Genomic DNA, 26,585 nt, shown 5'->3' on the forward strand with positions numbered 1-26,585 from the left:
ACCACGTTCGCGCCGCCGCAGGAAGCGGAGATCAAGGTCAGCGGGCCGCGCAAGCGCAGTGGCGCCGCGCGCCAGGCCGGACCGCCGCCGGAGCCCGAACCCGTGTACACGCCGGGCGCCGCGCCGCTGACGCGACTGGCCGGTCCGGGCGACGTCGAGGCCGCGCCGGTCGTGGCCAAGACCGCGGTCGCCCGGCAGGTCGTGACGCCGGTCGAGAACGCCGAGGACACCACCGACACCGCTGACGCGGGCGCCGAAGCGAGCGCCGCCGAGCCCACCGGCTCGGAGGACGCCGCGGAGGCCGCCGAGTCGGCCCCGAGCGAGGAGCGCGCCCCGCGCAAGCGCGGCCGTACCCGCTCGGCGAAGAGCACGACCACCACCGGGACGGCGACGCGTGCCTCCGGAAGACCCGCGCCCGCGGCGCGGACGAGCCCGCTGGCGAGGCCGACGCCGAGCCCACGGCGACCGCCGAGCCCTCCGCGCGTGACGAGGCGGCGGCCGCGACCGACGAGGCCGCGTCCAGCGCCTCCTTCCAGCCGCCCATGGTGCTGTTCCAGCCGCCGGTCGCACCGGCCCCCGGCACCGCCGCCGAGACGGCCGCGACCGACGAGGGCGCCGAGGACACCGAGGCGGAGCAGGCCGCGTCCGACGAGCCGACCGAGGACGCCCGCAGCGCCGAGACGGGCGAGGAGCGGACGTCCCGCCGCCGTCGGCGTCGCGGCGGCCGGGGGCGCGGGAAGTCGCGCACCGGCGAGGAGGAGAGCGAGGCGGAGCGCGCCCCGTCCGCCGCCACGGCCAAGGCGTCGGGCGACGAGGCCGCCGAGAAGGCCAGGGAAAACGGCGAGGCCGAGCAGCAGCCGGAGGATGAGGGCGGCGAGTCGGCCGCCGGGGGCAGTCGTCGCCGCCGCCGTCGGCGTCGGCGTTCCAGCGGTGAGGGCGCCGAGGAGGCGCCGGGCCGCGACGATCCGCCCAACACCGTCGTGCGTGTGCGTGAGCCCCGCGCCGAGAAGCCCATCGAGGACGAGGTCCAGGCCGTCCGCGGCTCCACGCGTCTGGAGGCCAAGAAGCAGCGCCGCCGCGAGGGCCGCGAGCAGGGCCGCCGCCGGACCCCGGTGATCACCGAGTCGGAGTTCCTGGCGCGCCGCGAGTCGGTCAAGCGGGACCTGGTGATCCGCCGTACCGGTGAGCGCACCCAGATCGGCGTACTGGAGGACGACGTCCTCGTCGAGCACTACGTCGACCGCGCCACCCACCGGTCGTATGTGGGCAACGTCTACCTGGGACGGGTGCAGAACGTCCTGCCGTCCATGGAGGCCGCGTTCGTCGACATCGGCAAGGGCCGCAACGCCGTCCTGTACGCCGGCGAAGTCAACTGGGACGCCTCCGGCCTGGAGGGCCAGCCCAAGCGCATCGAGTCGGTGCTCAAGTCCGGCCAGTCGGTGCTGGTGCAGGTCACCAAGGACCCGATGGGCCACAAGGGCGCCCGGCTCACCAGCCAGATCAGCCTGCCCGGCCGCTACCTGGTCTACGTGCCCGACGGCTCCATGACCGGCATCAGCCGCAAGCTGCCCGACAAGGAGCGCGCGCGGCTCAAGCAGATCCTCAAGAAGGTCATGCCGGAGAACGCCGGTGTCATCGTGCGCACCGCCGCCGAGGGCGCCAGCGAGGAGGAGCTGGAGCGCGACATCTCGCGTCTGGCCGCGCAGTGGGACTCGATCAAGCGCAAGTCGAAGTCGGCGACCGCGCCCTCGCTGCTGAACAGCGAGCCCGACCTCACCGTGCGGGTGGTGCGCGACGTCTTCAACGAGGACTTCGCCAGCCTGGTCGTCTCCGGCGACGAAGCCTGGGACACCGTCCACGAGTACGTCGAGTACGTCGCCCCGCACCTGTCGGAGCGCGTCTCGAAGTGGGGCGGCGACCGCGACATCTTCGAGGCCTATCGGGTGGACGAGCAGATCGGCAAGGCGCTGGAGCGCAAGGTGTGGCTGCCCAGCGGCGGCTCGCTGATCATCGACCGCACCGAGGCGATGACGGTCGTCGACGTCAACACCGGCAAGTTCACCGGTCAGGGCGGCAACCTCGAAGAGACGGTCACCAAGAACAACCTCGAGGCGGCCGAGGAGATCGTGCGCCAGCTGCGCCTGCGCGACATCGGCGGCATCATCGTTATCGACTTCATCGACATGGTGCTGGAGAGCAACCGCGACCTGGTGCTCCGCCGCATGCTGGAGTGCCTGTCCCGCGACCGCACCAAGCACCAGGTAGCCGAGGTCACCTCGCTGGGCTTGGTGCAGATGACGCGTAAGCGCGTCGGGCAGGGCCTACTGGAGGCGTTCTCCACCAGCTGCGAGCACTGCAACGGGCGCGGCCTGCTGGTCTCCTCGGAGCCGATCGAGGCCAAGTCCGGTGGCGGTGCCACCGGCAACGGCAAGAAGAAGAAGGCGAAGGGCGGCGCCGCGGCCGAGAAGGCCGAATCGGGGGAGAAGGCCGCCGAGGAGCCGAAGCCGGAGACGGCCCCCGAAGCCGCTGCGGCCCCGGCCGCGGAGGAGGCGCCCGCAGCCCCTACCACCGCGAAGAAGGCCAAGGCCAAGGCCAAGACTAAGGCCGCGGACACGTCCGCGGCCGAGGAGACCGCCGCTGCGTCCGCCCCGGCCGAGGAGGCCGAGCAGGCGGAGGCACCGGCCGAGGAGCCGAAGAAGGCGGCCAGGACCACCAAGGCCAAGACCGCCAAGGCGGCTCCGAAGAAGAAGGCGGCCACCACCGCCAAGAAAACGTCCCGCAAGGCGAAGAAGGAGGAGGAGACGGCCGCGGACGCGGAGACCGCCGCGCCTGCGCCGGTGGAGGCGGCCCCGCTCACGGCGGCTGCCGACGGTGCCGGGGAGAGCGGCGAGACCGAGCGCCCGCGCCGGCGCCGTACCCGGCGGACCAAGGCCACCACCAGCACCGAGTCCCCGGTCGCTGAGGCGGGATAAACGGGATAACGGTCCGGCCGAACCGCGCCCGCTTTGTCGAGTCGGGTGCGGTTCGGCCTGATCACACCCACGAACGTGTCGGCCGCCGATCGGCGGGTGGTAATCTAAGGGTCGGTGCGTCGGCGCGCCCCAATCGTTCGCGCGCCCGAGACCAGACCTCGATTCCCACGCCCCCACCGCGGGTGCCCGATGGGTACGAGCTGCGGTCAACAGCAGCGCATTTGCTCCTCGCCTAGGCGAGGATTGTCCACGAGCAGGAAGAGAGTTTCCCGGTGTACGCGATCGTGCGAGCGGGCGGCCGACAGGAGAAGGTGTCTGTCGATGACGTCTTGAACATCGACAAGGTCTCCGGTGAGGCCGGCTCGACGGTGACGTGGGAGCCGCTGCTTGTCGTCGAGGACGGCAAGGTCATCAGCAACACCGCTGAGCTGAGCTCCTACAAGGTCACCGCCGAGGTTGTCGGCGAGGCCAAGGGCCCCAAGATCAACATCATGAAGTACAAGAACAAGACCGGTTACAAGAAGCGCCTGGGTCACCGCCAGACCTACACCCAGGTTCGCGTCACCGGCATCGCTGCGAAGTAGGGGGAGGGCTCGACATGGCACACAAGAAGGGCGCATCGTCCAGCCGTAACGGGCGCGACTCCAATGCTAAGCGGCTTGGTGTCAAGCGCTTCGGCGGCCAGTCCGTCAACGCCGGCGAGATCCTTATCCGCCAGCGCGGCACCAAGTTCCACCCGGGCGACAACGTCGGCCGCGGTGGCGACGACACCCTGTTCGCGCTGGTCGCGGGCAAGGTGGAGTTCGGCAACCGGCGCGGTCGCAAGGCCGTGAACATCGTCCCGACGCCGGTCGCCGCGGAGTAGCTCGCTCCGAACGCGCCGCGTCGCGCGACGCTGGGACGCCGACGGATGTCCCGAAGGGCGGGCCAGGAAATCTGGCCCGCCCTTCGCGCGTTCCACTACTGAACACGTCCAATCCACGGGGAGAATTCACATGCCGGACTTCGTCGACGAAGCGGTCTTGCATCTCAAGGCCGGTGACGGCGGGCATGGCTGTGCCTCCGTGCATCGGGAGAAGTTCAAGCCCCTGGGCGGACCCGACGGCGGCAACGGGGGCCGGGGCGGCGACGTCATCCTCGAAGTCGACCCGCAGGTCGCCACGCTGCTCGAATACCAGCGCCGCCCGCACCGCAAGGCCCGCAACGGCACGCCCGGCCAGGGCGGGCACCGGAACGGAGCCAAGGGAGACGACCTGGTGCTCGGTGTGCCCGACGGCACGGTGGTCACCGGCCCCGACGGTGAGGTCGTCGCCGACCTCGTCGGCGCCGGCACCCGGCTCATCATCGCCCAGGGCGGCCCCGGCGGACTCGGCAACGCCGCGTTGGCCTCGCCGCGGCGCAAGGCCCCCGGTTTCGCGCTCAAGGGCGAGGAGGGCGAGGCGACCGACGTCAAGCTGGAGATCAAGACCATCGCCGACGTCGGCCTGGTCGGGTTCCCCAGTGCGGGCAAGTCCTCGCTGATCGCCGCGCTGTCCGCGGCGCGTCCGAAGATCGCCGACTACCCCTTCACCACGCTCATCCCCAACCTCGGCGTGGTCGAGGCGGGCGCCACCCAGTACGTCGTCGCCGACGTCCCCGGGCTGATCCCGGGCGCGAGCGAGGGCAAGGGCCTGGGCCTGGCCTTCCTGCGCCACGTCGAACGGTGCTCCACGCTCGTGCACGTACTCGACTGCGCCACCTACGAGCCGGGCCGCGACCCCGTCAGTGACCTGGAGGCCATCGAGTCCGAGCTCACGGCCTACAGCGAGCGCACCGAGATCGACCTGACCGACCGGCCGCGCATCGTCGTGCTCAACAAGGTGGACGTGCCCGACGGCCGCGAGCTCGCCGAGTTCGTCACGCCCATGCTCGAAGAGCGCGGGCTCAAGGTCGTCACCGTCTCCGCCGCCAGCCGTGAGGGGCTGCGCGAGCTCTCCTTCGCCATGGCCGAGCAGGTCGCCGCGGCGCGGGCCGCCGCGCCCACCCCCGAGCCCACCCGCGTCGTGCTGCGTCCCCGCGAGATCGGCGAGACCCCCTTCGAGGTGGTTCCGCTCGGCGACAACACCTTCCGGGTGCGGGGCGACAAGACCGCGCGCTGGGTGCGCCAGACCGACTTCTCCAACGACGAGGCCGTGGGCTACCTCGCCGACCGCCTCAACCGCCTCGGTATCGAGGAGGCCCTCGCCAAGGCCGGGCCGTCGAGGGCGCCGAGGTCTACATCGGGACCGAGGAGGATTCCGTGGTCTTCGACTGGGACCCGTCCGTGGACGCCGAAGCCACCCCGATCGGCCCGCGCGGCACCGACTCCCGGCTGGGCTGACGCCGCGTGGGGACCCCTGCTTCCAGCCATCTCGACGCACGGACACGGATGGGAAGTAGAACGACGTGCAGCACGCAACGTCCAACGGGGAGAACGGCACCGCCGAGCGCGCTCAGCTGAAGAACGCGCGGCGGATCATCGTCAAGATCGGGTCGTCCTCGCTGACGACGCCGAAGGGGCTCATCGACCGCGAGCGCATCCGCGAGCTGGCCGATGTGTTCGCTGAACGCCGGGAGGCCGGGACCGAGGTCATCCTGGTCTCCTCCGGCGCGGTCGCCGCGGGCATGTCCCCGCTGGGGCTCGCCAAGCGGCCCCACGACCTCGCCACGCAGCAGGCGGCGGCCAGTGTCGGCCAGGGCCTGCTGGTGGCGCACTACACGCGTGCCTTCGCCGCGCACGGCCTCACCGCGGCCCAGGTGCTCCTCACGGTCGAGGACATGATGCGCCGGGTCCAGCACCGCAACGCCCAGCGCACCCTGCGCCGCCTCCTGGATCTCGGCGTGGTGCCCATCGTCAACGAGAACGACACGGTGGCCACGCACGAGATCCGCTTCGGCGACAACGACCGGCTGGCCGCCCTGGTCGCCCACCTGCTGCGGGCCGACGCGCTGCTGCTGCTCTCCGACGTCGACGCCCTGTACGACGGTAATCCGTCCGAGCCCGGCGCGCGGCGGATCGTGGAGATCGCCGACCCGCACGACCTGGACGGCATCGACATCGGCAGCGCCGGGCGGCGTGGCGTCGGCACCGGCGGCATGGTGACCAAGGTGGACTCCGCGCGCATCGCCACGGAGGCGGGCGTGCCGACCGTGCTGACGTCGGCGGCCAACGCCCGCGCCGCACTGGCGGGGGAGACGGTGGGGACGCTGTTCACCGCCTCCAGCCGGCGCCGCCCCTCGACCCGGCAGCTCTGGCTCGCGCACGCCACCGCCGGACGCGGCAGCGTCGTGCTCGACCCCGGCGCGGTGCGGGCGGTGGCCGAGGAGAACGCGTCGCTGCTTCCGGCCGGCGTGGTGAAGGTGGACGGCGAGTTCGTCGCGGGCGACCCGGTCGACCTGCGCGACGAGGACGGCCGCCTGGTGGCGCGCGGCCTGGTCAACTACGACGCGGTGGAGATCCCCGACCTGATGGGGCGCTCGACCCGGTGGCTCGCCCGTGAACTGGGGCCGGAGTACGAGCGGGAGATCGTGCACCGGGACGACCTGGTGGTGATCCCCGGCCCGGAGGCCTAGCTGTCGGCGACACTCCGCGGATCGGTGGTCCGCGCCTGATGCGCGCGGGGCGGGGGGGCGATTAGGGTAGCGCCATGCGGCCCACCACTCATGAGTACGACACCGAGCTGCTCTACAACGGGGAAGTCGTGACGCTGGGCGGGATGGTGTACCGGGGACGGACCGTCCTGTCGCCCGGCCCGGACATGTTCCTCCCGTTGGAGCGCTGGGCGCAGTCCGTTGCCGACCAGCTCAGCGGCCCGGTCTCCTGGCGGGCGATCTCCGAGGGCGAGGTCGTGCGCGAGGGGACCATGCACCCGGCGCCCTAGGCGTCCCGTCACCGCGCCCGCTCGGCGGGGGTTGGGTGGTCTACAGGCGTCGGGCGCTCTGCGCCCCGCACTTGGAGCAGTGGAACTTGCGGTCGGTGCCCAGCACCCAGTCGTGTTCCCCGCCCTGCGGACATGCGGACATCGTTCATCCGCCCTTCAATCTCTCCTCATACTGGCGCCGATACCCTACCCCCCGAGTTCCGGCCTGTCCTGGATATCGAAAAGGTTCTGGGGCCTGTGCCCGAAATTCCGGCGGACGGGTGAACGCGATAGGGACGGGACGTGTCGGATCGCCTGAGAAAAAGAAGATTCTCTGCTCCAGATGTTCCTTCTGCGAGGCTCTGTCGGTAACTTCACTCCGTAACGGCTCGAGTCGGTTCAATGGCGCACCGGACCCGTGGAGGAGAAGATGAGGACGGCTTGCCCCCCTCCGCCACGGTGTTACGGGCGTTGTGTCCGATTTCCCGCACCCCGGCGCGACGGCGTTCCGGGGAGCCGTCCCCCACAGTCTCCATGCGGAAAGGGACACATTAATGAAGTCCTGGAGTGCACTCGCCTCGACCACGGTGCTCGCCCTCGGCGGCCTCACCTTCTTCGCGGCTCCCGCACACGCCGACCTGGTCACCTCGTGCGTCGGGGTCGGCGGAGCCGTCACCGTACCGGGTGAGCTGGTCGTCCCCGCGGGCAAGTCCTGCACGCTGGAGGGAACCACGGTCGAGGGCAAGGTGACGGTGCGCAAGGGCGCCGACCTGGTCGTCATCGACGGGACCCTGAAGTCCAACGTCACCGTCCAGCACAACGCGTTCCTCGACACCAAGGACACCGACATCAAGGGCACGGTGACCACCCGCGGCGCCTACGGCGCCTACCTGGATGAAAGCAAGGCCGGCAAGAACGTCCGGACCTTCGAGGGCCGGGGCACCGAGAACGAGAGCTTCCTCTACACCATCGACAGCAGCGTCGGCGGCAACATCAACGCGACCCACGGCGACGTCTACCTGGTCGGCGCCTCGGTCGGCGGCAACATCGCCAGTAAGGGCACCGAGTACACCGACCTTTACGACACGGAGGTCAACGGCAACCTCCACGTCGACGGCAGCCGGCTGGGCAGCGTGTTCTGCCACGGCGAGGTGTACGGCAACGCCTCCTACACCGGCAACCCGGGCGCGCTGCAGATCGGTGCCTCCGGCGAGGACGGCACCTGCCACGGCGTCAGCTACTGGGGCGGCGACGTCGAGGTCAAGGGCAACACCGGCGGTGTGCTGATCAACGACAACATCATCCGCGGCGACCTCGTCGGCGAGAACAACGACCCGGTCGCCCAGAAGGGTGCCAACAACCGCATCCGCGGTGAGGTCACCGGCGAGTTCGCCGACATGCCGAAGTTCACCACCAGAAGCGCGCCCGCCACCGACGAGCGCGCCGACGAGATCGAGGGCAAGGCCTCGGAGCGCCGGACCGAGGCCAAGGCCGACGCCGAGAACGCCGGGAAGGCCTTCTAGCCGACGGCGTTCCCTGGTTCCCTTTTCGGCGACGGGTCCCACCGCGGCGCGCGGACGCGATCGTCGACCGGCCACACCTCGACCCCCGCTCCGCCCGGAGCGGGGGTCCCGACGTCGTGGTGGGCACCGTGCCGGAGCACATCGGGGGAGAGGGGCGGCGCGCTCGGGTCCCACCCCATAAGCTGGCCCATACGACCCCCGACGATCCTGGAAAGCGGAACACCACCATGAGTGACACCGAGCGCGAGGTCCACGCCGTCGCCGAGCGGGCCAAGGACGCCGCCGCCGACCTTGCGCCGCTGAGCCGGGCGGTGAAGGACGAAGCGCTGCTCGCCATGGCCGACGCCCTGGTCGACCACGCCGAGTCCATCGTCGCGGCCAACGCCGAGGACACCGCGCGTGCCCGCGAGAACGGTCTGAGCGAGGCGATGATCGACCGCCTCTCCCTGTCCGTCGAGCGCATCGAGGCGATCGCCGACGCCGTTCGGGAGATCGTCGAGCTGCCCGACCCGGTCGGCGAGGTCGTGCGCGGCAAGATCCTCCCCAACGGTCTGGAACTGCACCAGATCCGGGTCCCGCTGGGCGTTATCGGCATCATCTACGAGGGCCGCCCCAACGTCACCGCGGACGCCGCCGCCCTGTGCCTGAAGAGCGGCAACGCCGCCCTGTTGCGCGGCTCGTCCTCGGCCTACTCGTCCAACACGCGCATCGTGGAGGTGCTGCGCGAGGCGCTGGCCAAGACCGGGGTTCCGGTCGACGCGGTGCAGCTCGTCCCCGGCGCCGGCCGCGACTCCGCACGGGCGCTGATGCGGGCGCGCGGACTGGTCGACGTGCTGATCCCCCGCGGCGGCGGTGCCCTGATCCAGGCCGTGGTGCGCGAGTCCACGGTCCCGGTCATCGAGACCGGCGAGGGCAACTGCCACGTCTACGTCGACGCCGCCGCCGACCTGGACAAGGCGCTGGACATCGCGGTGAACGCCAAGACGCAGCGCTACTCCACCTGCAACACCGCCGAGACGCTGCTGGTGCACAAGCACGCCGCCGACGCCTTCCTGCCGGACGTCCTGCGGCGCCTGCGCGAGCTGGGCGTCACCGTGCACGGTGACGACAGGGTCCGCTTCTACGACCCAGAGGCCGTCGAGGCCACCGAGGAGGACTGGTCCACCGAGTACCTCTCCCCGGACCTCGCGGTGAAGGTCGTCGACTCCCTGGACGACGCCGTCGCCCACATCCGCCGCTACTCCACCGCGCACACCGAGGCCATCGTCACCGACTCGCAGGCGGCGGCGCGGCGCTTCGTGTCCCGGGTCGACTCGGCGGCGGTCATGGTGAACGCCTCCACCCGCTTCACCGACGGCGGCGAGTTCGGCTTCGGCGCCGAGATCGGCATCTCCACCCAGAAGCTGCACGCGCGCGGCCCCATGGGCTTGCCCGAGATGACCTCCACCAAGTACGTCGTCACGGGCGACGGCCATCTTCGGTAACGGGAAAGTCCGACTCTCCTCGCGGTTCCGCCGCACGAGTGAGGGAAGACGGCCTAAGCTGGGCGGCGGAAGTGAGGTGACTGATGGCTGCGCGACCGCAAGGATCGGACGAGGTCGGGTCGGCTTCCCGTTCTCGGCCAGACCGATCAGTGCGTGTGGAGAAGACACCGCGGGCGATCCGTGAGGTCCTGCTGCCTGAGGAAGCGGGAGACTTCGACCGCGAGTACCGTCAGGTTTTGGAGGACGCTAAGGAGCAGCTCGACCTGACCCCGGTATTTGCGTGCCTTGACCGCTGGTGGGTGGTCGCGATGTCTACCGCCCAGGATCCCGAAGGGCACCGGCAGATGTTGAAGACTGCCGACCGCATTAACCGTGGTGAACGGGTTCCTGGCACCCCATGGTCCGTGGTTAAGGCGGAGCTGGGGCTGTAGGTGTACAAGGTCGACTTTGATGACGTAGCCAAAGAACAGCTCAGGGAACTCCCGGAACATCTGCGGCCACCTCTTGCCGCGCTCATGGATCTGCTCGAACTGCAGCCGTGGAGCGGGGCTCCCTACAACCGAGCGCGGCCGGACGCGAATATTCGCGTGCACTCGCTCGGTGAGGAATCACAGTGCTCGGTGATTTACCTGATCGTGGATCATCTCGAGCTGGTTGAGATTCTTCGGATCATATGGGTCGACTAGAGCCAGACGATGGGGGTGGGCGCTGCCCCTGCGGCGCCCACCCGCAGGTATGTCAGGAGCCGGTGGACGATGAGTCGCCGTCCCGGCGGCCGGCGCTCTTCCAGCGGTCGGCGACGGTGTCGAAGATCTTGCCGCCCGCGCTGGCCGCGGTGCCCGCGACATCGCGCAGCGTGCCCATCAGCGGGTCGCTGGACCGCTCCCAGGCCTCCTTGTAGGAGTTGGCGGCGTTGCGGGCCTCCTCGCCGATGGAGGCGTCCTTGTCGCTGTCGCGGCGCGGGTAGTCCCCGGCGATGACGCGGCGGTAGGAGCCGTCCTTGATCCAGCGGTCCAGCTCGGCCATCCGGATCACCGCGAACGGGTGGGTCTGGCCCATCAGGCTGACCAGCTTGATCAGGCTGTCGCGGGCGTCGCCACCCTGCTCGTACTCCTTGGCCTGCTCCAGGAAGGCGTCGGGGTTCATCTCCGCGAGGCGCGACCCGCCGGCCATCTTCATAAGCGCGCGCTTGGCGGCTTCGGGGTCCTGCCCGGCGAGGAGGCCGGCGCGGTCACAGGACAGCTCGGACTTGCGGTACCACTCCTCCAGGGCCGCGACGATCGCGCGCAGGCCGATGTAGCCCAGCGGAATCCAGGCGACCCGCGCGGCGAGCTGTATCAGCGCGAGGAGCATGGTGCGGTAGACGGCGTGCCCGGAGAGGACGTGGCCGACCTCGTGGCCCACGACGAACCGCTGCTCTTCGGCGTCGAGCAGGTCGAACAGCCCGGTGGTCATGACGATGAACGGCTTCTGGCTGCCGATCGCCATGGCGTTGGGCTTCGGGTTCATCTGGATGTAGAGCTCGGGTACCTCGTCCAGGTCGAGGATGTAGGCGGCGTCGCGGACGTAGTTGTGCACGTCCGGGAACTGCTGTTCGCTCACCCGCACCGAGCTGGAGAGGAACATCAGCCGAAGGGCGCGCTCGTTGAAGAGGCCGGACAGCCGTTTGAAGACCTCGTCGAACCCCCGCAGCGACCGCAGCGCGACCAGCGCGCCTCGGTCGGCGGGGTGCTCGTAGGCCCGGGAACTGATGTTTTCGAGGCGGACGCGGGCGCGTTCTGGAGAGTTCGTGGACATGTCGGCACTCTATGCCGCGGGCTGTCCGATGTCGAGATATGACGCGAATTTCACGCGCCGCTCCCGGGTAGGGCCGGGAACAGAAAGCCGGGCGAGTCGGTTACTCTCGGCGTTGGTTGACGAAAACCGGCATCGGTGATGAAACGGGAGCGGTCAAGGTGCCGAACGCAGCAACGAACGCACTGGGCGGGGCACGGCGGCTATCCGCGCGTCCCAGCCGCGTGGGCATCATGGGCGGCACGTTCGACCCGATCCACCACGGGCACCTCGTCGCGGCCAGTGAGGTCGCTCACCTCTTCCATCTGGACGAGGTGGTGTTCGTGCCCACGGGGCAGCCGTACCAGAAGGACCTGTCGAAGGTGGCCGCGGCCGAGCACCGCTACCTGATGACGGTCATCGCCACCGCGGAGAACCCGCAGTTCCGGGTGAGCCGCATCGAGATCGACCGCGATGGTCCCACCTACACCCTCGACACCCTGCGCGAGATGCGCGGGATGTACGGCCCCGATGTCGAGCTGTTCTTCATCACCGGGGCGGACGCGCTGGGCGCTATCCTGAGCTGGCACAACGTCGATGAACTCTTCGAACTCGCGCATTTCGTAGGCTGTAACCGTCCCGGGCACCGGCTCACCGATACCGGACTGCCCGACGGAAAGGTCAGCCTGGTGGAGATTCCAGCCCTGGCCATCTCCTCGACGGAGTGTCGGGAGCGTGTCCGCAAGGGCGAACCGATCTGGTACCTGGTGCCCGACGGCATCGTCCGCTACATCAACAAGACCGGGCTCTACCTCGACGACCACATGTCGGGGTAACGGCCCAGGGGAGGCAGCTGCTACATCGTGACCGCCACGGACAGGGCCGTCGAGCTCGTGAACATCGCCGCGGAGGCCGCGGCGGACAAACTCGCCCAGGAGATCATCGCCTACGACGTCAGTGACCAGCTGGTCATCACCGACGCGTTCCTCCTGTGCTCCGCCCCCAACGACCGCCAGGTGCGCGCCGTCATCGACGAGGTCGAGGAGCGGCTGCGCCAGGCCGGAGCCAAACCGGTCCGCCGAGAGGGGGAGCGCGACGGCCGCTGGGTCCTCCTGGACTACACCGAGATCGTGGTGCACGTTCAGCACGAGGAGGAGCGCGGGCACTACGGCCTCGAACGGCTGTGGAAGGACTGCCCGGAGATCAAGCTCCCGGAGACCGCCAAGGGGCAGAGCCGCACCAGCGACGACACCTAGGCCGGGTCCCTCCCGGCCCGACCGCCCGGGTACCGCGGCCCGGAGCGGCCCCATCCCCGACGACACTCCCTTAGCCCGCTCGCGCTCGATTGTTGAGAGGCAGCCCGTGCCCGAGACCCGCCGTGTCATCTGCTGGCGCCATGGCCAGACCGCCTGGAACACCGAGAAGCGCTTCCAGGGGCAGACCGACATCCCGTTGAACGACACCGGGATGGCGCAGGCGCGCAGCGCGGCAGCGCTGCTGGCCCGGCTGCGGCCGGACGCGATCATCGCCTCCGACCTCCGCCGCGCTGCCGACACCGCGGACTGCCTGGCGGCGCGGACCGGGCTGACGGTCGAGCACGACAAGGGCCTGCGGGAGCGGTACGGGGGCTCATGGGAGGGCCTGACCACAGCGGAGATTCACGAGCGGTGGCCTGAGGAGAACGCCCGGATGGCCATCCCCGACGGGGAGGACCTGCAGGCCGTGGGGGAGCGCGTGCAGGAGGCCATTGTGCGCGGCCTGGCCAGTGTCCCGGAGAACGGCCTGCTGGTCGTGGCCAGCCACGGCGCGGCCCTGCGCGCCGGGATCAACCGGATGCTGGGGCTGCCGCCGGAGCTGCGGCAGGCGCTGGGGCCGCTCGGCAACTGCTCGTGGTCGCTCCTCGGGCCGCTGCGCATCGGGGGTTGGCGGCTGCTGGAACACAATGCGGCGAGTCTGCCCGAGGAGCGCATCCTCAGCGACGACCGCTGACCCCGTGACCTGGATGTCCGGGCGCGGGTGACACGCTCCACCCCCGGTCGGCCGGAATTCGTTTCGACGAAAACCCCGGATTCCGCTATTGTTCAGGGAGTCGACGGGGCTGCTCCCGCGGCTCCCACCAGGGGCTATGGCGCAGTTGGTAGCGCGCTTCCATGGCATGGAAGAGGTCTGGGGTTCGAATCCCCATAGCTCCACACGAAGCCGAAACGGCCCGATGAACGAGTGAGACTCGTTTACCGGGCCGTCTCGTCGTTTCTGGGGCGAGGTGGCCGACCTCCGAGCCGTCGCGGCATCCGGTGACGGAGGATGCCGACGACGTCGGGGTGGCGATCAGCGGTCGGCAGTGGCCGTCACAAGTAGAGGCCGGTGCCCTGCGTGGGGTGCTCGCTGGCGATCGCGTGGACGTCGCGCTCCCGGAGCACCAGGTAGCGCTCTGCCTGGAGTTCGACCTCGTGCTGGTCCTCCGGGTTGAACAGCACCCGGTCGCCCGTCTTGATGTGCCTGGCTCCGGTCCCCGCCCCGCAGACCTCGCCCCAGACCAGGCGGGTCGCCATCTTCACGGTCTCCGGAATGACCAGACCAGCGCTGCTGCGCCGCTCTCCCTTTTCCGGCGTCTCGCGCACGAGCAGGCGGTCGTGCAGCATCTGTATCTCAAGCTTCGATTCGGACACCCCTCAAGCCTATTCCGTGTCGACATGTGGCGTGCGGGCCGCGCCGGGCCCCGCACTGGCGCGAACACCCGCGCGGATCCGGTAGAGTCGTGGTGTCGCCGGGGCGAGAGCCCGCCGGGCGGCGCCGATTCAGGGGCTATGGCGCAGTTGGTAGCGCGCTTCCATGGCATGGAAGAGGTCTGGGGTTCGAATCCCCATAGCTCCACGCCGCGGACCGTTTCCGGATGACCGGGAGCGGTTCTCTCGTTCTGCCGGACACCGTCCGGCCGTCCACTGAGGCTCAGCGCTCCGTCGGCGCGCCGGGAACTGGTGGTCGGTCGCCGGGAGTCGGGAGGGCGGGGATCGTACCAACCGGTCCGCGCGCCGCCGCGGGTCCGATATACTCGCAAACGTCTCCACGGGGCTATGGCGCAGTTGGTAGCGCGCTTCCATGGCATGGAAGAGGTCTGGGGTTCGAATCCCCATAGCTCCACATTTCGGAAGGTCCCGCAGCCGATGGCTGCGGGACCTTTTCTCGTCGCGGAGGGCGGCTGGCCGGTTCCGGCCGCAGGCTGAACCTTCACCGAGCGCCTCCGCGTGCCCTGTGAGCATCCCTACGGCCACCTGCGACGCCGTATTGACCGCATCCGGCCGAGACCCCAAGGTGGGGGTCGAGGACTGTCCGCTCGCGCCGGATGTTCCTCGTATCGGGTTGGTGACACGACTGCCGTTATCGAACGCCCCATGGGAATGTAGGTTCGATGACGGTTCTCCGGGGCACCCGGGACTGTTCAGCGCCCTCCTAAGGACCATCGTGACTGCGAGTTCCCCCACACCGCACCGTCGGCTGATCGCAGCAGGAAGCGCGATCGCGGCCGCGGGCGCGTTGACGCTCGCCGGAGCGCTTCCGGCGCTGGCCGCATCGGCCCTCTCCGACCCTCTCGCCGACCGCGCGGGACAGCACTACGCCGCGGCGCGCATCGCCGCTCTCGAATGGTGCGGCCAAGGCGTCATCGGCGACGTCACCACGGACCGTGCCGGCGGGGACGCCACCGCGGACTGGACGAGCGACGCCGACGGGGTCGGCACCGAGCCGCACTTCCGCGAACCACCGGACCAGGCCTACAGCGCGGTGACCCGCCGGAACGATGAGCTGACCGCCGCGGCGGGAGTCGCGAACCTGCGCTTCACCCCCGACTGCGCGCCCTTCGCCGAACCGCTGGACGCGGATGACGGTGACGAGCGGGACGTCCCCGACCTCCTGCGGGACGAGGACCTGGTGGCGCTGGATTCCGCCCGGACGCTCGCCGACTGGACGGCCCAGGACGGGGCGCGGGCGACCATGGAGATCGAGGGTCTGGAGATCCTGGGCGAGCCGGTGGATCTCGTCGACGGCCCCTACCGCACGGACTTCACCGAGGAGCGCGACGACGGCGACAGCATCCAGGTGGAGGTCACCGCCGAGAAGCACGTGGCCGAACTCGTCGACGAGCTGCCCACCGCCACCACCGCCAACGCCTGGCTCGCGATCCGGTTGACCGTCGCCTGGCTGGACGAGGACGGCGAGGAGACCGCTTCGAGCGAGTACCGGCTGGAGCTCGCGCAGGCCGGTGTGCACAGCGAGGGCCCCACCGGCGACGCGACCGGTGACAGGGAGCCGAGCGACGGGGACGGCGACGCGGACCCCAGCGCAGGCACTCCTGACGCGAGTCCCACCGGCGACGCGAGCGGCGGCACGCCCAAGAGCGGCGATGCCTCGGAACCGCCCGTCCTGAAGGGGGACCCCACACCCGAGCCCAACCCCCAGCCGGCACCCCCACCGGAGCACGGCGCCAGCGGCCCCACCCCGCCCGCCTCCCCCTCGGCGACCGACCCCTCACCGCGTACTCCGCCGTCCTCGCCGTCGGCGACACGGCCGAGCCCGACACCGTCGTCGCCCCGCCCCACCTCGACGGTCGCCCAGCCGGTCCTCCCGGCCCCGACTCCGCCGCGTCAGCCGGGCCGCAGCAACCACCCCGGCTACCTGCCCATCACCGGCAGCGCGCTCGTCAGCCTGATCGGCAGCGGCCTGGTCGCGATCGGCGGCGGCAGTGCGGCGATCTACCTGGGTCGGAGTCGCAAGGCCGGGATCGACGGCGACGATATATAAGCCGCGCCCCACCACGGCCGTCGCGGCGAGCCCGCCTCGGTCCGGCGCCGGATGAGAGGGCCCCGCCGCGGGCATGACCACCCTGGGAATCTCTAGTCCGATGAGAGGATGACAGGGATGTCACTCACCATCGGCGGCGGGCCGCTCGCCGCAGACGCGCCCAAGACCGTGAACTACACCGTCGACTCACCGCGGCACTCGCTGTTCATGGAGCCGTTCCCGCGGCGGGTCCGGGCCGAGATCGGCGGGCGGACGGTGCTCGACTCCGACCGGGGCTACCTGGTGCACGAGACCAACCTGCTGCCCGTGCTCTACGTCCCGGAGGAGGACATCCGGCAGGGGGTGCTGCATCCCAGCGATCACACCACGCACTGCCCGTACAAGGGGGATGCCACATACCGCCACGTCAAGGTCGGCGAACGCGTCGTGGACAATGCGGTGTGGTCCTATCCGCAGCCCAAGGACGAGGCCTACTGGCTGCGCGGCCTCGTCGCGCTGTACTGGGACGCCGCCGACGCCTGGTACGACGAGGGCGAACGGGTCTACGGCCACCTGCTCGACCCCTACCACCGCGTCGACACCCGCCGCTCGTCCACGATCGTCCGGGTCTCGGTCGGCGACCAGGTCGTCGCGCTGTCCGCCAACCCCGTGGTGCTCTCGGAGACCGGGCTGCCCAACCGCTACTACCTGCCGCCGGACGACGTGCGCCGCGAGCTGCTGACGCCCAGTACGACCCGGACCTACTGCCCCTACAAGGGCGGGGCCTCCTACTGGAACATCCGCATCGGCGACCGGGAGATCGCCGACGCCGCCTGGACCATCCCGCACCCGTTGAAGGAGGGCCAGGACGTGCGGGACCACTTCTGCTTCCTGCACGACGAGGTGGCCATCGACCTCGAAAGGGCGTGACCGGGGCCGGCGGGACCCCGCCCGACCGCGGCCGGTGAGGCGGGCCCCGAGCGGCCCAGGAGCGCCGCCCCGGGATGTGTGGACGACCGACGCATCCGTCTCCACAGGGCACTAGATTTGCTTATGTGACTGAACTTCCCGATGTCGAAACCCTGCTGGACGCCGCGGTCAGCGCGCTCGGCGGCGCGCGCCGCGACGGCCAGGTGGCCATGGCCGCCGCCGTCGACGACGCCATCGCGGCCGAGGAGCACCTGGTGGTGCAGGCCGGGACCGGCACCGGGAAGTCCCTGGCCTATCTGGTCCCCGCCATCCACCACGCGCTGCGCACCGATTCCACCGTGGTCGTCTCCACGGCCACCATCGCCCTCCAGCGCCAGCTCATCGACCGGGACCTTCCGCGCCTGGCCGAGGCCCTGTCCCCGCTGCTCGGGCGTGAGCCCACGTTCGCCATCCTCAAGGGGCGGCGCAACTACCTGTGCCGGCAGCGCCTGCAGACCGCCGATGACGAGCCCGAGGACGCCGCCCTGTTCGACCCGCACCAGCTCTCGTCGCTGGGGCGCCAGGTCAAACGCCTGCACGAGTGGGCCGACGTGACCATCACCGGCGACCGCGACGAACTGGTGCCCGGGGTCAGCGACCTCGCCTGGCGGCAGGTCTCGGTGTCCGCCAACGAGTGCGTGGGCGCGTCGGCGTGCCCGTTCGGCCAGGAGTGCTTCGCCGAGCAGGCGCGGGCCGACGCCGGAGGCGTCGACATCGTCGTCACCAACCACGCCATGCTCGCCATCGGTGCGATGCAGGGCTACCAGCTGCTGCCCGACCACCGCGTGCTGGTAGTCGACGAGGCCCACGAGCTCACCGACCGGGTGACGTCCGTGGCCACCCTCGCCCTGAGCGAGCGGTCGGTGACCACCGCCGCCAAGCGTGCCGCGCGGCTCTGCGAGGCGGGGCTCACCGATCGGCTGACCGAGACCGGCGAGGGCCTGGGGCTGATGTTCGCCGACGAGGAGCCCGGCCGCATCGACCACATCCCCGAGGGCCTGGCCGGTGCGGTGGCCAGTGTCCGCGACGCCGCGCACGCCTGCATCACCGCCATCGGCCCGGCCAGCGGCGAGCAGGACCCGGAGACCACCACGGCGCGCAAGCTCGCGCTGGCCGCGCTGGAGGAGGTCCACGACTCCGCCGTGGGCGTCCTGGAGTCCTTCGAACCGCCGCTGCGCGACCGCCGCGACGTCGTTTGGCTGGCGAAGGGCGGCAAACAGGCGCCGAGCCTGCACGTCGCCCCGCTGGCCGTCGGCGGCCTGCTGCGCGAGAAGCTGTGGGGCGACCGCACGGCGGTGCTGACCTCGGCCACGCTCGCGCTCGGCGGAACCTTCGACACGCTGGCCATGCAGTGGGGCCTGGGGCGGCAGACCGTCCTGGAAGCGCAGGAGGCACGTCCCGCGGCGGCCCGTGGTCGCGCCGCCGGGCCCGTCCACGACCCCCGGCCCGGCACCGACGCGTCGGACGCCGAGGCCACTCAGGCCACGGAGTCCGATGAGGCGGAGCCGGACCCCACGTCGGCGGGCGAACCGCGCTGGCGGGGCCTGGACGTCGGATCTCCCTTCAACCACGCCCGCAGCGGCATCCTGTACGTCGCCAAGCACCTGCCGACACCGGGCCGCGACGGCCTGGCGCCCAGCTACATCGACGAGATCGCCGAGCTGATCGAGGCCTCGGGCGGGCGTACGCTCGGCCTCTTCTCCTCGATGCGGGCCGCCACCCAGGCCACGGAGGAACTGCGGGAGCGTCTCGACTTCGAGATCCTGTGCCAGGGCGACGACTCCACCGGCCAGTTGGTCGGCCGCTTCGCCGAGGACGAGGAGTCCTGCCTGTTCGGCACGTTGTCGCTATGGCAGGGGGTCGACGTCCCGGGGCCGTCGCTGCAGCTCGTCATCGTCGACCGGATCCCGTTCCCGCGCCCGGACGACCCGCTGGCCTCGGCGCGCCAGCGCTCCGTGGGCGCGCACGGAGGCAACGGGTTCATGGCCGTGGCCGCCACCCACGCGGCGCTCCTGCTGGCCCAGGGCACCGGGCGCCTCCTGCGCTCGATGAACGACCGGGGTGTGGTCGCGGTGCTCGACCCGCGCCTGGCGAAGGCCCGCTACAGCGGCTTCCTGCGCTCCTCGCTGCCCCCGTACTGGGGCACCACCGACCCCGAGGTCGCCCGCGCCGCCCTGCGCCGCCTGGCGGCGGCTCCGGTGACCGCGAGCCCGGAATGATTCGGAGGACGCGGCCTAGCGGCGCACCCGGTAGCCGAACAGGCGGACGGCGTAGCCGGGGGAGTCGTCCTCGGCGGGCTGGATGTACCAGCGGTCCTCGTTGTCGCCGATGGACAGCTCGTTCCAGATCATGTCGATGAGCTTGAGCCGGGCGACGACCGAGGACTCCGGGTCGAGCACGATGGCGTACGACCGGTCGGACAGGCGCTGGGTGACCATGCCCACCGGCTGTCCGTCCCAAATGGCGGGGACCGGGGCGTGCCCGATGTCGATCCCGCATAGCCGCAGCTGCTCGACCTCCTCGTCCAGTGCCTCGGCCGCGAGGGCGTCGTCGAGCTTGAGCGCGTCCTCCAGTTCGTCGCGGTCGGCATCGTCGCGTAGGTAGGCGTGGTCGGTCCGGTATCCGCAGGACCGGCACACCCGGCGGACCACGCAGCGCGCGTGCCCGTACGCGGATTGTGCTTCGCCTATGCCGTTATGTGCGCTGACCTGTCGGATCGCGCCACAATCGCAGCACAGGGCGGTGAGATCCCGCTTCATCCTTTCACTCCCCCTCCTCAGGGAGTATGCGACGTGTACCCCTCATAAGGGAACCGGTTGGCCGAAGGAGTTCTGCAAACTGTCGTCATCAACGGCCAAAAAGCGGGGTAGCGGAAATATTTTCCCGCATACCTCTGGAAACGCGGTGTCAATGTGCGATAGATTGCGCTTTTTCACTCGACGGGGTCGTTTCCGCCGCTCCCGGTGGCGACCGCTGGACGTTGTGCGGTCTTCTCCTCCGCCGGTTCCTCGGTCTCCTCGACACCCTCGACGGCGTCGAGCAGGGGGTGCTCGGCCACCTCGTAGCGCTTGATGTAGACGCCGAGGAACGCCTGCAGGCTCGCCCCGACCGGCAGCGCCAGCAGCGCGCCCGGGGCGCCCAGGATCGCGGCGCCCGCGATGACCGACCCGAACGCGACCGCCGGGTGCATGTCCAGGGTGCGGGCGGTGATCCGCGGCTGCAGCAGGTAGTTCTCGAACTGCTGGTACAGCGTGATGAAGATCAGCAGCCACATGGCGTCGAACGGCCCCTGCAGCAGGGCGACCAGAACGGGCAGCGCGCCGCCGATGAAGGTGCCGACGGTCGGGATGAACTGGGAGATCACGCCGATCCACAGCGCCAGCGCGAACGCGTAGGGGACGTCCAGCACCAGCAGCGCGACATAGTGCGCCCCGGTCGAGATCAGCGCCAGCAGCGCGCGGGAGTAGATGTACCCGCCCGTCTTACTGATGGCGATCTCCCAGGCGCGCAGCACCTCGCTCTGCGTCCGGGGCGGCAGGACCGAGCAGAGGGTCCGGCGGAACTTCGGCCCGTCGGCGGTCAGGTAGAAGGTGAACAGCGCGATCGCCAGACCGTTGAACACCAGCGTCAGCACCGTGGTGCCGGCGGCCAGTGCGTTCTCGGCGGCGCTGCTGGCGTAGCGCTCCAGTGTGCCGCTGAGGTCGGAGATCTCGTCCAGGAGCAGCACCGGGTCGAACGACGTGTTGAACGTGGCGTTGACCCAGCGCAGGAGCGCCCTGCTCATCGCGGGGAGCTGGTTGACGAAGTCCAGCACCTGCCCGATGAGCATCGAGCCCAGGACGCTGACGAACAGCAGGAAGACGCCGAAGGCGCCCAGCAGGACCACGGCGGTGGCCAGCCCCCGCGGCCAGCCGCGCTGGTTGAGCCAGTTGACCGCGGGTTCCAGGGCCAGTGCGAGGAACAACGAGATCAACAGCAGGATCAGCAGGCCGCGGAGCTGGAGCAGCATCCATCCGGCCACGCCGAAGACGATCACGATCCAGATGGCGAGGATCATGGCCCGGGGCAGCCACCTGGGCATGCCGTTAGTGCCTGGGGCGCTCATGGGGCGCGACGACTTCCTTCTCGGGGTCTGTTCTCGTGCCCGGCGGCAGGGGCCACGGGGACTTCAGGGGTCAGTCGTCCAGGGACAGTCCGCGCTTGTTGCGTGCGGTCCACTCGCGCATGCGCTTGGGGTAGCCCACGACCTGGACATCGTAGACAGGGGCGGCGAGGTTGCGGGCGACCCTGCGGATGACGTCGGGGGAACCGACCCGTCGGCGGGTCCACTCGCCGTTGCTGGCCACCGCGACCGCTGTGGTGCTGGTGGCAAAGGTCTCGGGCTCGACGTAGAACTCCACGCCCACCCGGCTCTTGGCGAAGTCGATGAGCGCCTTCACATCCGAATCCTCGGCGGCGCGGTCGAATCGGGCATTGCTCTGCCGCTTGGCCTTGCGGAGTCCGAAACGGTCCAGCCATCCCATGTGCGCCGTGCTCTCCTCCCGAGTCGCCGTGCCCGACGCCTCCCGGCCTCGGTTGGCCCGAGTCTATCCGCTCCCTCTGTCAGTCAATCGGGCGCGATCGTCCTCGGTGTCCGCGGGGCAACGGGTTCGGGGTGCCTCAGACGCCGGTGCGCACCGCGGGCACGGCCAGAGCCGCGCCCGCGGGGTAGCTCAGTGCCGCGGCGGGCAGCGCGCTCGGCCGCCCGCTGGCCAGCACGCTCACGGTGCCGGTGCGGGGGGCCTCCGGAGTGGGATCGAGGCCCAGGCGGCGCAGGGTCTGCGCGGCCACGGCGTCGGCCGCGCTGAACAGCTCGGCGCGGTGCCCCAGGGCCGCCGAGATCTCGTCGCCGACCAGGTCGTAATGGGTGCAGCCGAGGACGACGGCGGTGACGTCGGCGGGGGTGCGCTCGGCGGCGTAGCCCACGGCGTCGGCGACGGCGGCCGCGTCCGCGCTCTCCACGGCCTCGGCGAGCCCGACACAGGCCACCGGCGTGACGGTGTGTCCGGCGGCGAATTGCTCGACGAGGTCGGCCTGGTAGCGGCTGCGCGTGGTGGCCACGGTGGACCAGACCGCGATGGGGCCGCCGTGCGCGGCGGCCGGTTTGATCGCCGGGACGGTGCCGATGACGGGGACGTCCGGTTCGAACTCCGCGCGCAGCGCGTCCAGGCCGTGCACGGAGGCGGTGTTGCAGGGCACCACGATCGCGGCGGGACCGGCGTCGGCCGTGGCCCGCGCCCCGGCCAGCGCCCGCCCGATCACGTCGTCGGGCCGGTGCGGCCCCCACGGCATGTGGTCGGGGTCCATGGACAGGATCAGGTCGGCGTCGGGGCGGGCCGCGCGCAGCGCGGCGGCGGTGGACAGCATGCCGATGCCGGAGTCGACGAGGGAGATGCGCACGTTAGCCGATCATAGGCGGTCTCCGGCGTGGGGCGGATAAATGTCATGGATGTCGTGTGGTGTCCGGGACAGAATGGGGGGAGGAAACACACCGATGCGTGTCTCCGCTCACGTATAGGCAACGAAACCGCGATTTCGCCTGTGAGAAGGGAGACACAAGGCGATGGGGGCGGAACAATACCGGGCGTGCTGGCGCTACCGATGGGTAGGCGTAGGCTGACGGACGGCTTACGCCCTTTCGGTGTGCGAGCCGTGCAGAACAGGGGCGCGAACAGCGTCTGAAGCGGGTGAATAGAGCGGGTGAACGTGATTCGTCAGCCTTCGCAACGAGATTTCGCCGAGCACGTCGAAGCCGTCCAGCGGCTGCGGCGCGACTACGCGGCGCTGCCCCCCGGGGCCCCGGTGAGGTTGGCCAAGCCGACCTCCAACCTCTTCCGCTTCCGCGACCCCTCGGCTACCCGGCCGCTCGACGTGAGCGCCTTCTCCTCGGTGCTCTCCGTCGACCCGGTCGAGCGCGTCGCCGAGGTCGGCGGGATGACGACCTATGAGGACCTGGTCGCCGCCACCCTGCCGCACGGGCTGATGCCGCTGGTGGTGCCGCAGCTGCGCACCATCACCCTGGGCGGCGCGGTCACCGGGATGGGTATAGAGGCCTCGTCCTTCCGCAACGGGCTCCCGCACGAGTCGGTGCAGGAGATCGAGATCCTCACCGGCGCGGGCGACACCGTGGTGGCCCGGCGCGACAACGAGTACCGGGACCTGTTCCACGGGTTCCCCAACTCCTACGGCACGCTGGGGTACTCGCTGCGGCTGCGCATCGAGCTGGAGCCGGTCAAGCCCTATGTCCACCTGCGCCACCTGCGCTTCGGCGACGCCAAGGAGGCCATGGACGCCTTCGCGCGGATCTGCGCCGACGCCGAGTACGAGGGCGAGCCGGTGGACTTCATCGACGGTGTCGCGTTCGGCCCCGGCGAGCTCTACCTGACCCTGGCCGCGTTCGTCGACAGCGCCCCCTGGGCCAGTGACTACACCGGCAACGACGTCTACTACACGTCGATCCCGCGCTACGCGGGGCCGGGCCCCGGGGACTACCTCACCATCCACGACTACCTGTGGCGGTGGGACACCGACTGGTTCTGGTGCTCCCGCGCGTTCGGCGTGCAGAACCCGACCGTGCGCCGTTTCTGGCCGCGCTCCCTGAAGCGCTCCGACGTCTACCGCAAGCTGGTGGCGCTGGACCGGCGTACCGACTTCAGCCGCCTGCTCGCCCACTACACGGGCAAGCGGCAGTCGGAACCGCTGATCCAGGACATCGAGGTCGGCGTGGAGCGCGGCGCCGAGTTCCTCGACTTCTTCCACGCCGAGATCGGCATGACGCCGGTCTGGATGTGCCCGCTGCGGCTGCGCGAGCGGTCCGCGCCGGTCGAGGGCGAGCCGCACGTGTGGCCGCTGTACCCGCTGGAGCAGGACCGCCTCTACATCAACTTCGGTTTCTGGGGCATGGTCGAGATGAAACCGGGGCAGCGCCGCGCCCACCACAACCGGATGGTGGAAGAGGAGGTCGCACGGCTCGATGGGCACAAGTCCCTGTACTCCGACGCCTTCTACTCCGAGGAGGAGTTCTGGCGCCTGTACAACGGCGAGGCATACCAGCGCCTGAAGCAGGCCTACGACCCCGATGGGCGGCTTCTGGGGCTTTATGAGAAGTGTGTCGGTAACAAGTGAATCGCCGACCGGTTGCGGGGGACTGGTCCGGCACTGAGGTGACGAAAGGGAACGAGCATGCGGCTAGCGGAGGTCTTCGAACGTGTGGTTGGCGCCAATGCGCCCGTTCGGTTCCGCGCCTATGACGGCAGCACAGCGGGGGACCCGGACAGCGATGTCACCATCGTCGTCCGCACCCCGGTGGCACTGAACTACCTGGCCCAGTCGCCGGGGGCGATGGGCCTGACCCGGGCTTATGTGGGCGGCCACCTCGACCTCGAGGGCGACATGTACACCGCCCTGAAGCGGATGTGGGACCTGGCCATCGGCGACGGCCTGCACATCTCCCCGCTGGAGATGGTGAAGATCGCCAAGGACATCGGGTGGGTGAAGTTCGTCAACCGCGTTCCCCCGCCGCCGCAGGAGATGACCCGCAAGCGCCTGTTCGGCCGGGGCGTGCGGCACTCCAAGGACCGCGACGCCGAGGTGATCCACCACCACTACGACGTCTCCAACGCGTTCTACGAGCTGGTGCTCGGCCCGTCGATGACCTACACCTGCGCCGTCTTCGCCACTCCGGAGACCTCCCTGGAGCAGGCCCAGTTCGACAAGTACGACCTGGTGGCCAAGAAGCTGGACCTCCAGCCCGGCATGCGGCTGCTGGACGTGGGCTGCGGCTGGGGCGGCATGGTCCGGCACGCCGCCCGCGAGTACGGCGTCAAGGCGCTGGGCGTCACCCTGTCCAAGGAGCAGGCGGAGTGGGCGAGCAAGAAGATCGCCCAGGAGGGCCTGTCCGACCTGGCCGAGGTCCGGCACATGGACTACCGGGACGTGCCCGACGGCATCTATGACCGGATCAGCTCCATCGGCCTGACCGAGCACATCGGCCACAAGAACATCGACTCCTACTTCGCCGGCCTGTACAGCAAGCTCAAGCCGGGCGGCCGCCTGCTCAACCACTGCATCACCCGGCCGCGCAACGACCTGCCCCCGATGTTCCCCGGCGGCGTGATCAACCGCTACGTCTTCCCCGACGGCGAGCTGGAGGGGCCGGGCGTCCTGCAGACGTCGATGAACGACGCGGGCTTCGAGATTCGGCACCAGGAGAACCTCCGCGAGCACTACGCGCTGACGCTGCGCGGCTGGTGCGACAACCTGGAGGCCAACTGGGACGCCGCCGTCGCCCAGGTCGGCGAGGGCACCGCGCGGGTGTGGCGGCTCTACATGGCCGGGTGCATCCTCGGGTTCGAGCGCGACGTGGTGCAGCTGCACCAGATCCTCGGGGTCAAGCTCGACGGCACCGACGCGCACATGCCGCTGCGGCCCGACTTCACCTGATCGCGTGCGGGGCGTGCCCGGCTACTGACGTTTGACCACCGAAGTCACCGTCCCTCCGTTGATCTCGGAGATATTGGGGTCAAAATCGCTCGTGGGACCCCAATATCTCCGAGATCAACGGAGGGACGACCGCGGCGATCATTGCCGTCAGCACGGGCATGATGGAGATATGCCTGAAACAGACGACGCAGACAACGCCGACCGCGTCAAGCAGCTCGCCGTCACCCTCGTCGACGCCTATGTGCGCAAGGACCGTGACGGACTGGAGGGCGCGGTGGCCGGCATCGGTGACGACGCCGCCGAGGTCACCTCCGACCTGAAGGTCTTCGCCACCTTCCTGACGCGGCGGGTCCAGGAGACCGGGGTGGTGTGGAAGCCGGCCGACGCGCGCGAGGCCGTGGCCGCGGCGGTGGCCGACATGCTCGCCCCGGAGATCGAGTTCGCGGTGGTCACGGTGTGGGAGGCCTACTCCTTGGGCGAGGAGGAGGCGGCCGAGCGGTTCACCAACGGTGATCCGGTGATCTACGTGCACATGCTCGCCGCCTTCTGCGCGGCCATCGGCCAGGCCGTGTACAAGCCGGCCGAGCTCATTTCGACGCTACGCATCGCGTGCGGCTTGGCGGAGTGACCGGGGCGCGCTGAGAATACGGAGAAAGCGGGCAAATGCGACGCCTCGCTTGACATGAATAACTGAAATGTAAAGAGTGTGGGGGTGAGCCAGCGCACTCC

The 26,585-nt window shown here is 70.1% G+C and carries 24 protein-coding genes, 3 tRNA genes and 1 pseudogene; 22 read left to right on the plus strand and 6 right to left on the minus strand.

Going from position 1 to position 26,585, the window contains the following annotated elements; translation table 11 throughout:
• Window positions 1-542 precede the first annotated feature (542 nt).
• The 10 genes and pseudogenes from CDO52_RS10005 to CDO52_RS10050 all read left to right on the plus strand — a co-directional run bounded on the left by CDO52_RS10005 (window position 543) and on the right by CDO52_RS10050 (window position 10,543).
• Complete coding sequence (locus CDO52_RS10005; protein WP_083919758.1) at window positions 543-2,972, plus strand: Rne/Rng family ribonuclease; 2,430 nt, start codon at window positions 543-545, stop codon at window positions 2,970-2,972.
• A 272-nt stretch (window positions 2,973-3,244) separates the two neighbouring features.
• Complete coding sequence (rplU, locus tag CDO52_RS10010; protein ID WP_017617678.1) at window positions 3,245-3,556, plus strand: 50S ribosomal protein L21; 312 nt, start codon at window positions 3,245-3,247, stop codon at window positions 3,554-3,556.
• Between the two features lie 14 nt (window positions 3,557-3,570).
• Window positions 3,571-3,837 carry a 50S ribosomal protein L27 gene (gene rpmA / locus CDO52_RS10015; RefSeq protein ID WP_017617679.1) on the plus strand — a complete coding sequence of 89 codons (267 nt, stop codon included), beginning with the start codon at window positions 3,571-3,573 and terminating at the stop codon, window positions 3,835-3,837.
• Window positions 3,838-3,967: 130 nt separating this feature from the next.
• Window positions 3,968-5,331, plus strand: a pseudogene (gene obgE / locus CDO52_RS10020) (GTPase ObgE).
• Window positions 5,332-5,396: 65 nt separating this feature from the next.
• Entirely contained in the window at window positions 5,397-6,563 is a 1,167-nt protein-coding gene (proB, locus tag CDO52_RS10025) for a glutamate 5-kinase (RefSeq protein ID WP_094932338.1), read from the plus strand.
• Window positions 6,564-6,637: 74 nt separating this feature from the next.
• Complete coding sequence (locus CDO52_RS10030; protein WP_017617683.1) at window positions 6,638-6,871, plus strand: hypothetical protein; 234 nt, start codon at window positions 6,638-6,640, stop codon at window positions 6,869-6,871.
• Window positions 6,872-7,404: 533 nt separating this feature from the next.
• Window positions 7,405-8,373 (plus strand): hypothetical protein, encoded by a 969-nt coding sequence (locus CDO52_RS10035; protein ID WP_017617685.1) that lies wholly within the window; start codon window positions 7,405-7,407, stop codon window positions 8,371-8,373.
• A 227-nt stretch (window positions 8,374-8,600) separates the two neighbouring features.
• Window positions 8,601-9,857 carry a glutamate-5-semialdehyde dehydrogenase gene (locus CDO52_RS10040; protein ID WP_017617686.1) on the plus strand — a complete coding sequence of 419 codons (1,257 nt, stop codon included), beginning with the start codon at window positions 8,601-8,603 and terminating at the stop codon, window positions 9,855-9,857.
• Between the two features lie 155 nt (window positions 9,858-10,012).
• Window positions 10,013-10,288, plus strand: coding sequence for a DUF6247 family protein (locus CDO52_RS10045; protein ID WP_017617687.1), 276 nt, complete (start codon window positions 10,013-10,015; stop codon window positions 10,286-10,288).
• On the plus strand, window positions 10,289-10,543 hold the full coding sequence (locus CDO52_RS10050) for a hypothetical protein (protein ID WP_017617688.1): 255 nt from the start codon (window positions 10,289-10,291) through the stop codon (window positions 10,541-10,543). It begins immediately after the preceding gene.
• 52 nt (window positions 10,544-10,595) lie between these two features.
• On the opposite strand, the gene CDO52_RS10055 is transcribed toward CDO52_RS10050, so the two are convergent.
• A complete protein-coding gene (locus CDO52_RS10055) occupies window positions 10,596-11,654 on the minus strand; it encodes a M48 family metallopeptidase (protein ID WP_017617689.1) in 1,059 nt (352 codons plus the stop codon).
• Window positions 11,655-11,812: 158 nt separating this feature from the next.
• On the opposite strand from CDO52_RS10055, the gene nadD reads away from it, so the two are divergent.
• The 4 genes from nadD to CDO52_RS10075 all read left to right on the plus strand — a co-directional run bounded on the left by nadD (window position 11,813) and on the right by CDO52_RS10075 (window position 13,822).
• A complete protein-coding gene (gene nadD / locus CDO52_RS10060) occupies window positions 11,813-12,466 on the plus strand; it encodes a nicotinate-nucleotide adenylyltransferase (protein WP_083919760.1) in 654 nt (217 codons plus the stop codon).
• Between the two features lie 27 nt (window positions 12,467-12,493).
• Window positions 12,494-12,886, plus strand: a complete 393-nt coding sequence (gene rsfS / locus CDO52_RS10065; RefSeq protein ID WP_017617691.1) for a ribosome silencing factor — start codon at window positions 12,494-12,496, stop codon at window positions 12,884-12,886.
• A gap of 106 nt (window positions 12,887-12,992) precedes the next feature.
• A complete protein-coding gene (locus CDO52_RS10070) occupies window positions 12,993-13,619 on the plus strand; it encodes a histidine phosphatase family protein (RefSeq protein ID WP_017617692.1) in 627 nt (208 codons plus the stop codon).
• Between the two features lie 130 nt (window positions 13,620-13,749).
• Window positions 13,750-13,822 (plus strand) — tRNA-Ala (locus CDO52_RS10075).
• A gap of 156 nt (window positions 13,823-13,978) precedes the next feature.
• Here CDO52_RS10075 and CDO52_RS10080 read toward each other — a convergent pair.
• Window positions 13,979-14,272: a GroES family chaperonin gene (locus CDO52_RS10080; RefSeq protein WP_026126454.1), complete on the minus strand. Its 294-nt coding sequence runs from the start codon at window positions 14,270-14,272 to the stop codon at window positions 13,979-13,981.
• Between the two features lie 159 nt (window positions 14,273-14,431).
• Between CDO52_RS10080 and CDO52_RS10085 the strand changes: the two genes are divergently transcribed.
• The 5 genes from CDO52_RS10085 (at window position 14,432) to CDO52_RS10105 (ending at window position 19,594) form a co-directional block, all read left to right on the plus strand.
• A tRNA-Ala gene (locus tag CDO52_RS10085) sits at window positions 14,432-14,504 on the plus strand.
• A 194-nt stretch (window positions 14,505-14,698) separates the two neighbouring features.
• A tRNA-Ala gene (locus CDO52_RS10090) sits at window positions 14,699-14,771 on the plus strand.
• 321 nt (window positions 14,772-15,092) lie between these two features.
• The gene (locus tag CDO52_RS10095; RefSeq protein WP_152471845.1) at window positions 15,093-16,427 is read left to right on the plus strand and encodes a hypothetical protein; all 1,335 of its coding nucleotides are present in this window, start codon (window positions 15,093-15,095) and stop codon (window positions 16,425-16,427) included.
• Between the two features lie 117 nt (window positions 16,428-16,544).
• Window positions 16,545-17,336, plus strand: a complete 792-nt coding sequence (locus tag CDO52_RS10100; protein WP_094932339.1) for a DUF427 domain-containing protein — start codon at window positions 16,545-16,547, stop codon at window positions 17,334-17,336.
• A gap of 125 nt (window positions 17,337-17,461) precedes the next feature.
• The gene (locus CDO52_RS10105; RefSeq protein WP_017621042.1) at window positions 17,462-19,594 is read left to right on the plus strand and encodes an ATP-dependent DNA helicase; all 2,133 of its coding nucleotides are present in this window, start codon (window positions 17,462-17,464) and stop codon (window positions 19,592-19,594) included.
• Between the two features lie 15 nt (window positions 19,595-19,609).
• On the opposite strand, the gene CDO52_RS10110 is transcribed toward CDO52_RS10105, so the two are convergent.
• The 4 genes from CDO52_RS10110 to CDO52_RS10125 all read right to left on the minus strand — a co-directional run bounded on the left by CDO52_RS10110 (window position 19,610) and on the right by CDO52_RS10125 (window position 22,814).
• On the minus strand, window positions 19,610-20,134 hold the full coding sequence (locus tag CDO52_RS10110; protein WP_026126253.1) for a DUF6315 family protein: 525 nt from the start codon (window positions 20,132-20,134) through the stop codon (window positions 19,610-19,612).
• A gap of 173 nt (window positions 20,135-20,307) precedes the next feature.
• Window positions 20,308-21,480 (minus strand): AI-2E family transporter, encoded by a 1,173-nt coding sequence (locus CDO52_RS10115; RefSeq protein ID WP_033301840.1) that lies wholly within the window; start codon window positions 21,478-21,480, stop codon window positions 20,308-20,310.
• A gap of 70 nt (window positions 21,481-21,550) precedes the next feature.
• Window positions 21,551-21,898, minus strand: a complete 348-nt coding sequence (locus CDO52_RS10120) for a hypothetical protein (protein ID WP_017621045.1) — start codon at window positions 21,896-21,898, stop codon at window positions 21,551-21,553.
• 136 nt (window positions 21,899-22,034) lie between these two features.
• Entirely contained in the window at window positions 22,035-22,814 is a 780-nt protein-coding gene (locus CDO52_RS10125; RefSeq protein WP_017621046.1) for a glutamate racemase, read from the minus strand.
• A 300-nt stretch (window positions 22,815-23,114) separates the two neighbouring features.
• Between CDO52_RS10125 and CDO52_RS10130 the strand changes: the two genes are divergently transcribed.
• The 3 genes from CDO52_RS10130 to CDO52_RS10140 all read left to right on the plus strand — a co-directional run bounded on the left by CDO52_RS10130 (window position 23,115) and on the right by CDO52_RS10140 (window position 26,484).
• Window positions 23,115-24,539 carry an FAD-binding oxidoreductase gene (locus CDO52_RS10130; protein WP_017621047.1) on the plus strand — a complete coding sequence of 475 codons (1,425 nt, stop codon included), beginning with the start codon at window positions 23,115-23,117 and terminating at the stop codon, window positions 24,537-24,539.
• Between the two features lie 57 nt (window positions 24,540-24,596).
• Window positions 24,597-25,856, plus strand: a complete 1,260-nt coding sequence (locus CDO52_RS10135; RefSeq protein ID WP_017621048.1) for an SAM-dependent methyltransferase — start codon at window positions 24,597-24,599, stop codon at window positions 25,854-25,856.
• A gap of 169 nt (window positions 25,857-26,025) precedes the next feature.
• Window positions 26,026-26,484: a hypothetical protein gene (locus CDO52_RS10140; protein ID WP_017621049.1), complete on the plus strand. Its 459-nt coding sequence runs from the start codon at window positions 26,026-26,028 to the stop codon at window positions 26,482-26,484.
• Window positions 26,485-26,585 lie beyond the last annotated feature (101 nt).

This window comes from Nocardiopsis gilva YIM 90087, from assembly GCF_002263495.1.
GTDB classification, from domain to species: Bacteria; Actinomycetota; Actinomycetes; order Streptosporangiales; family Streptosporangiaceae; genus Nocardiopsis_C; species Nocardiopsis_C gilva.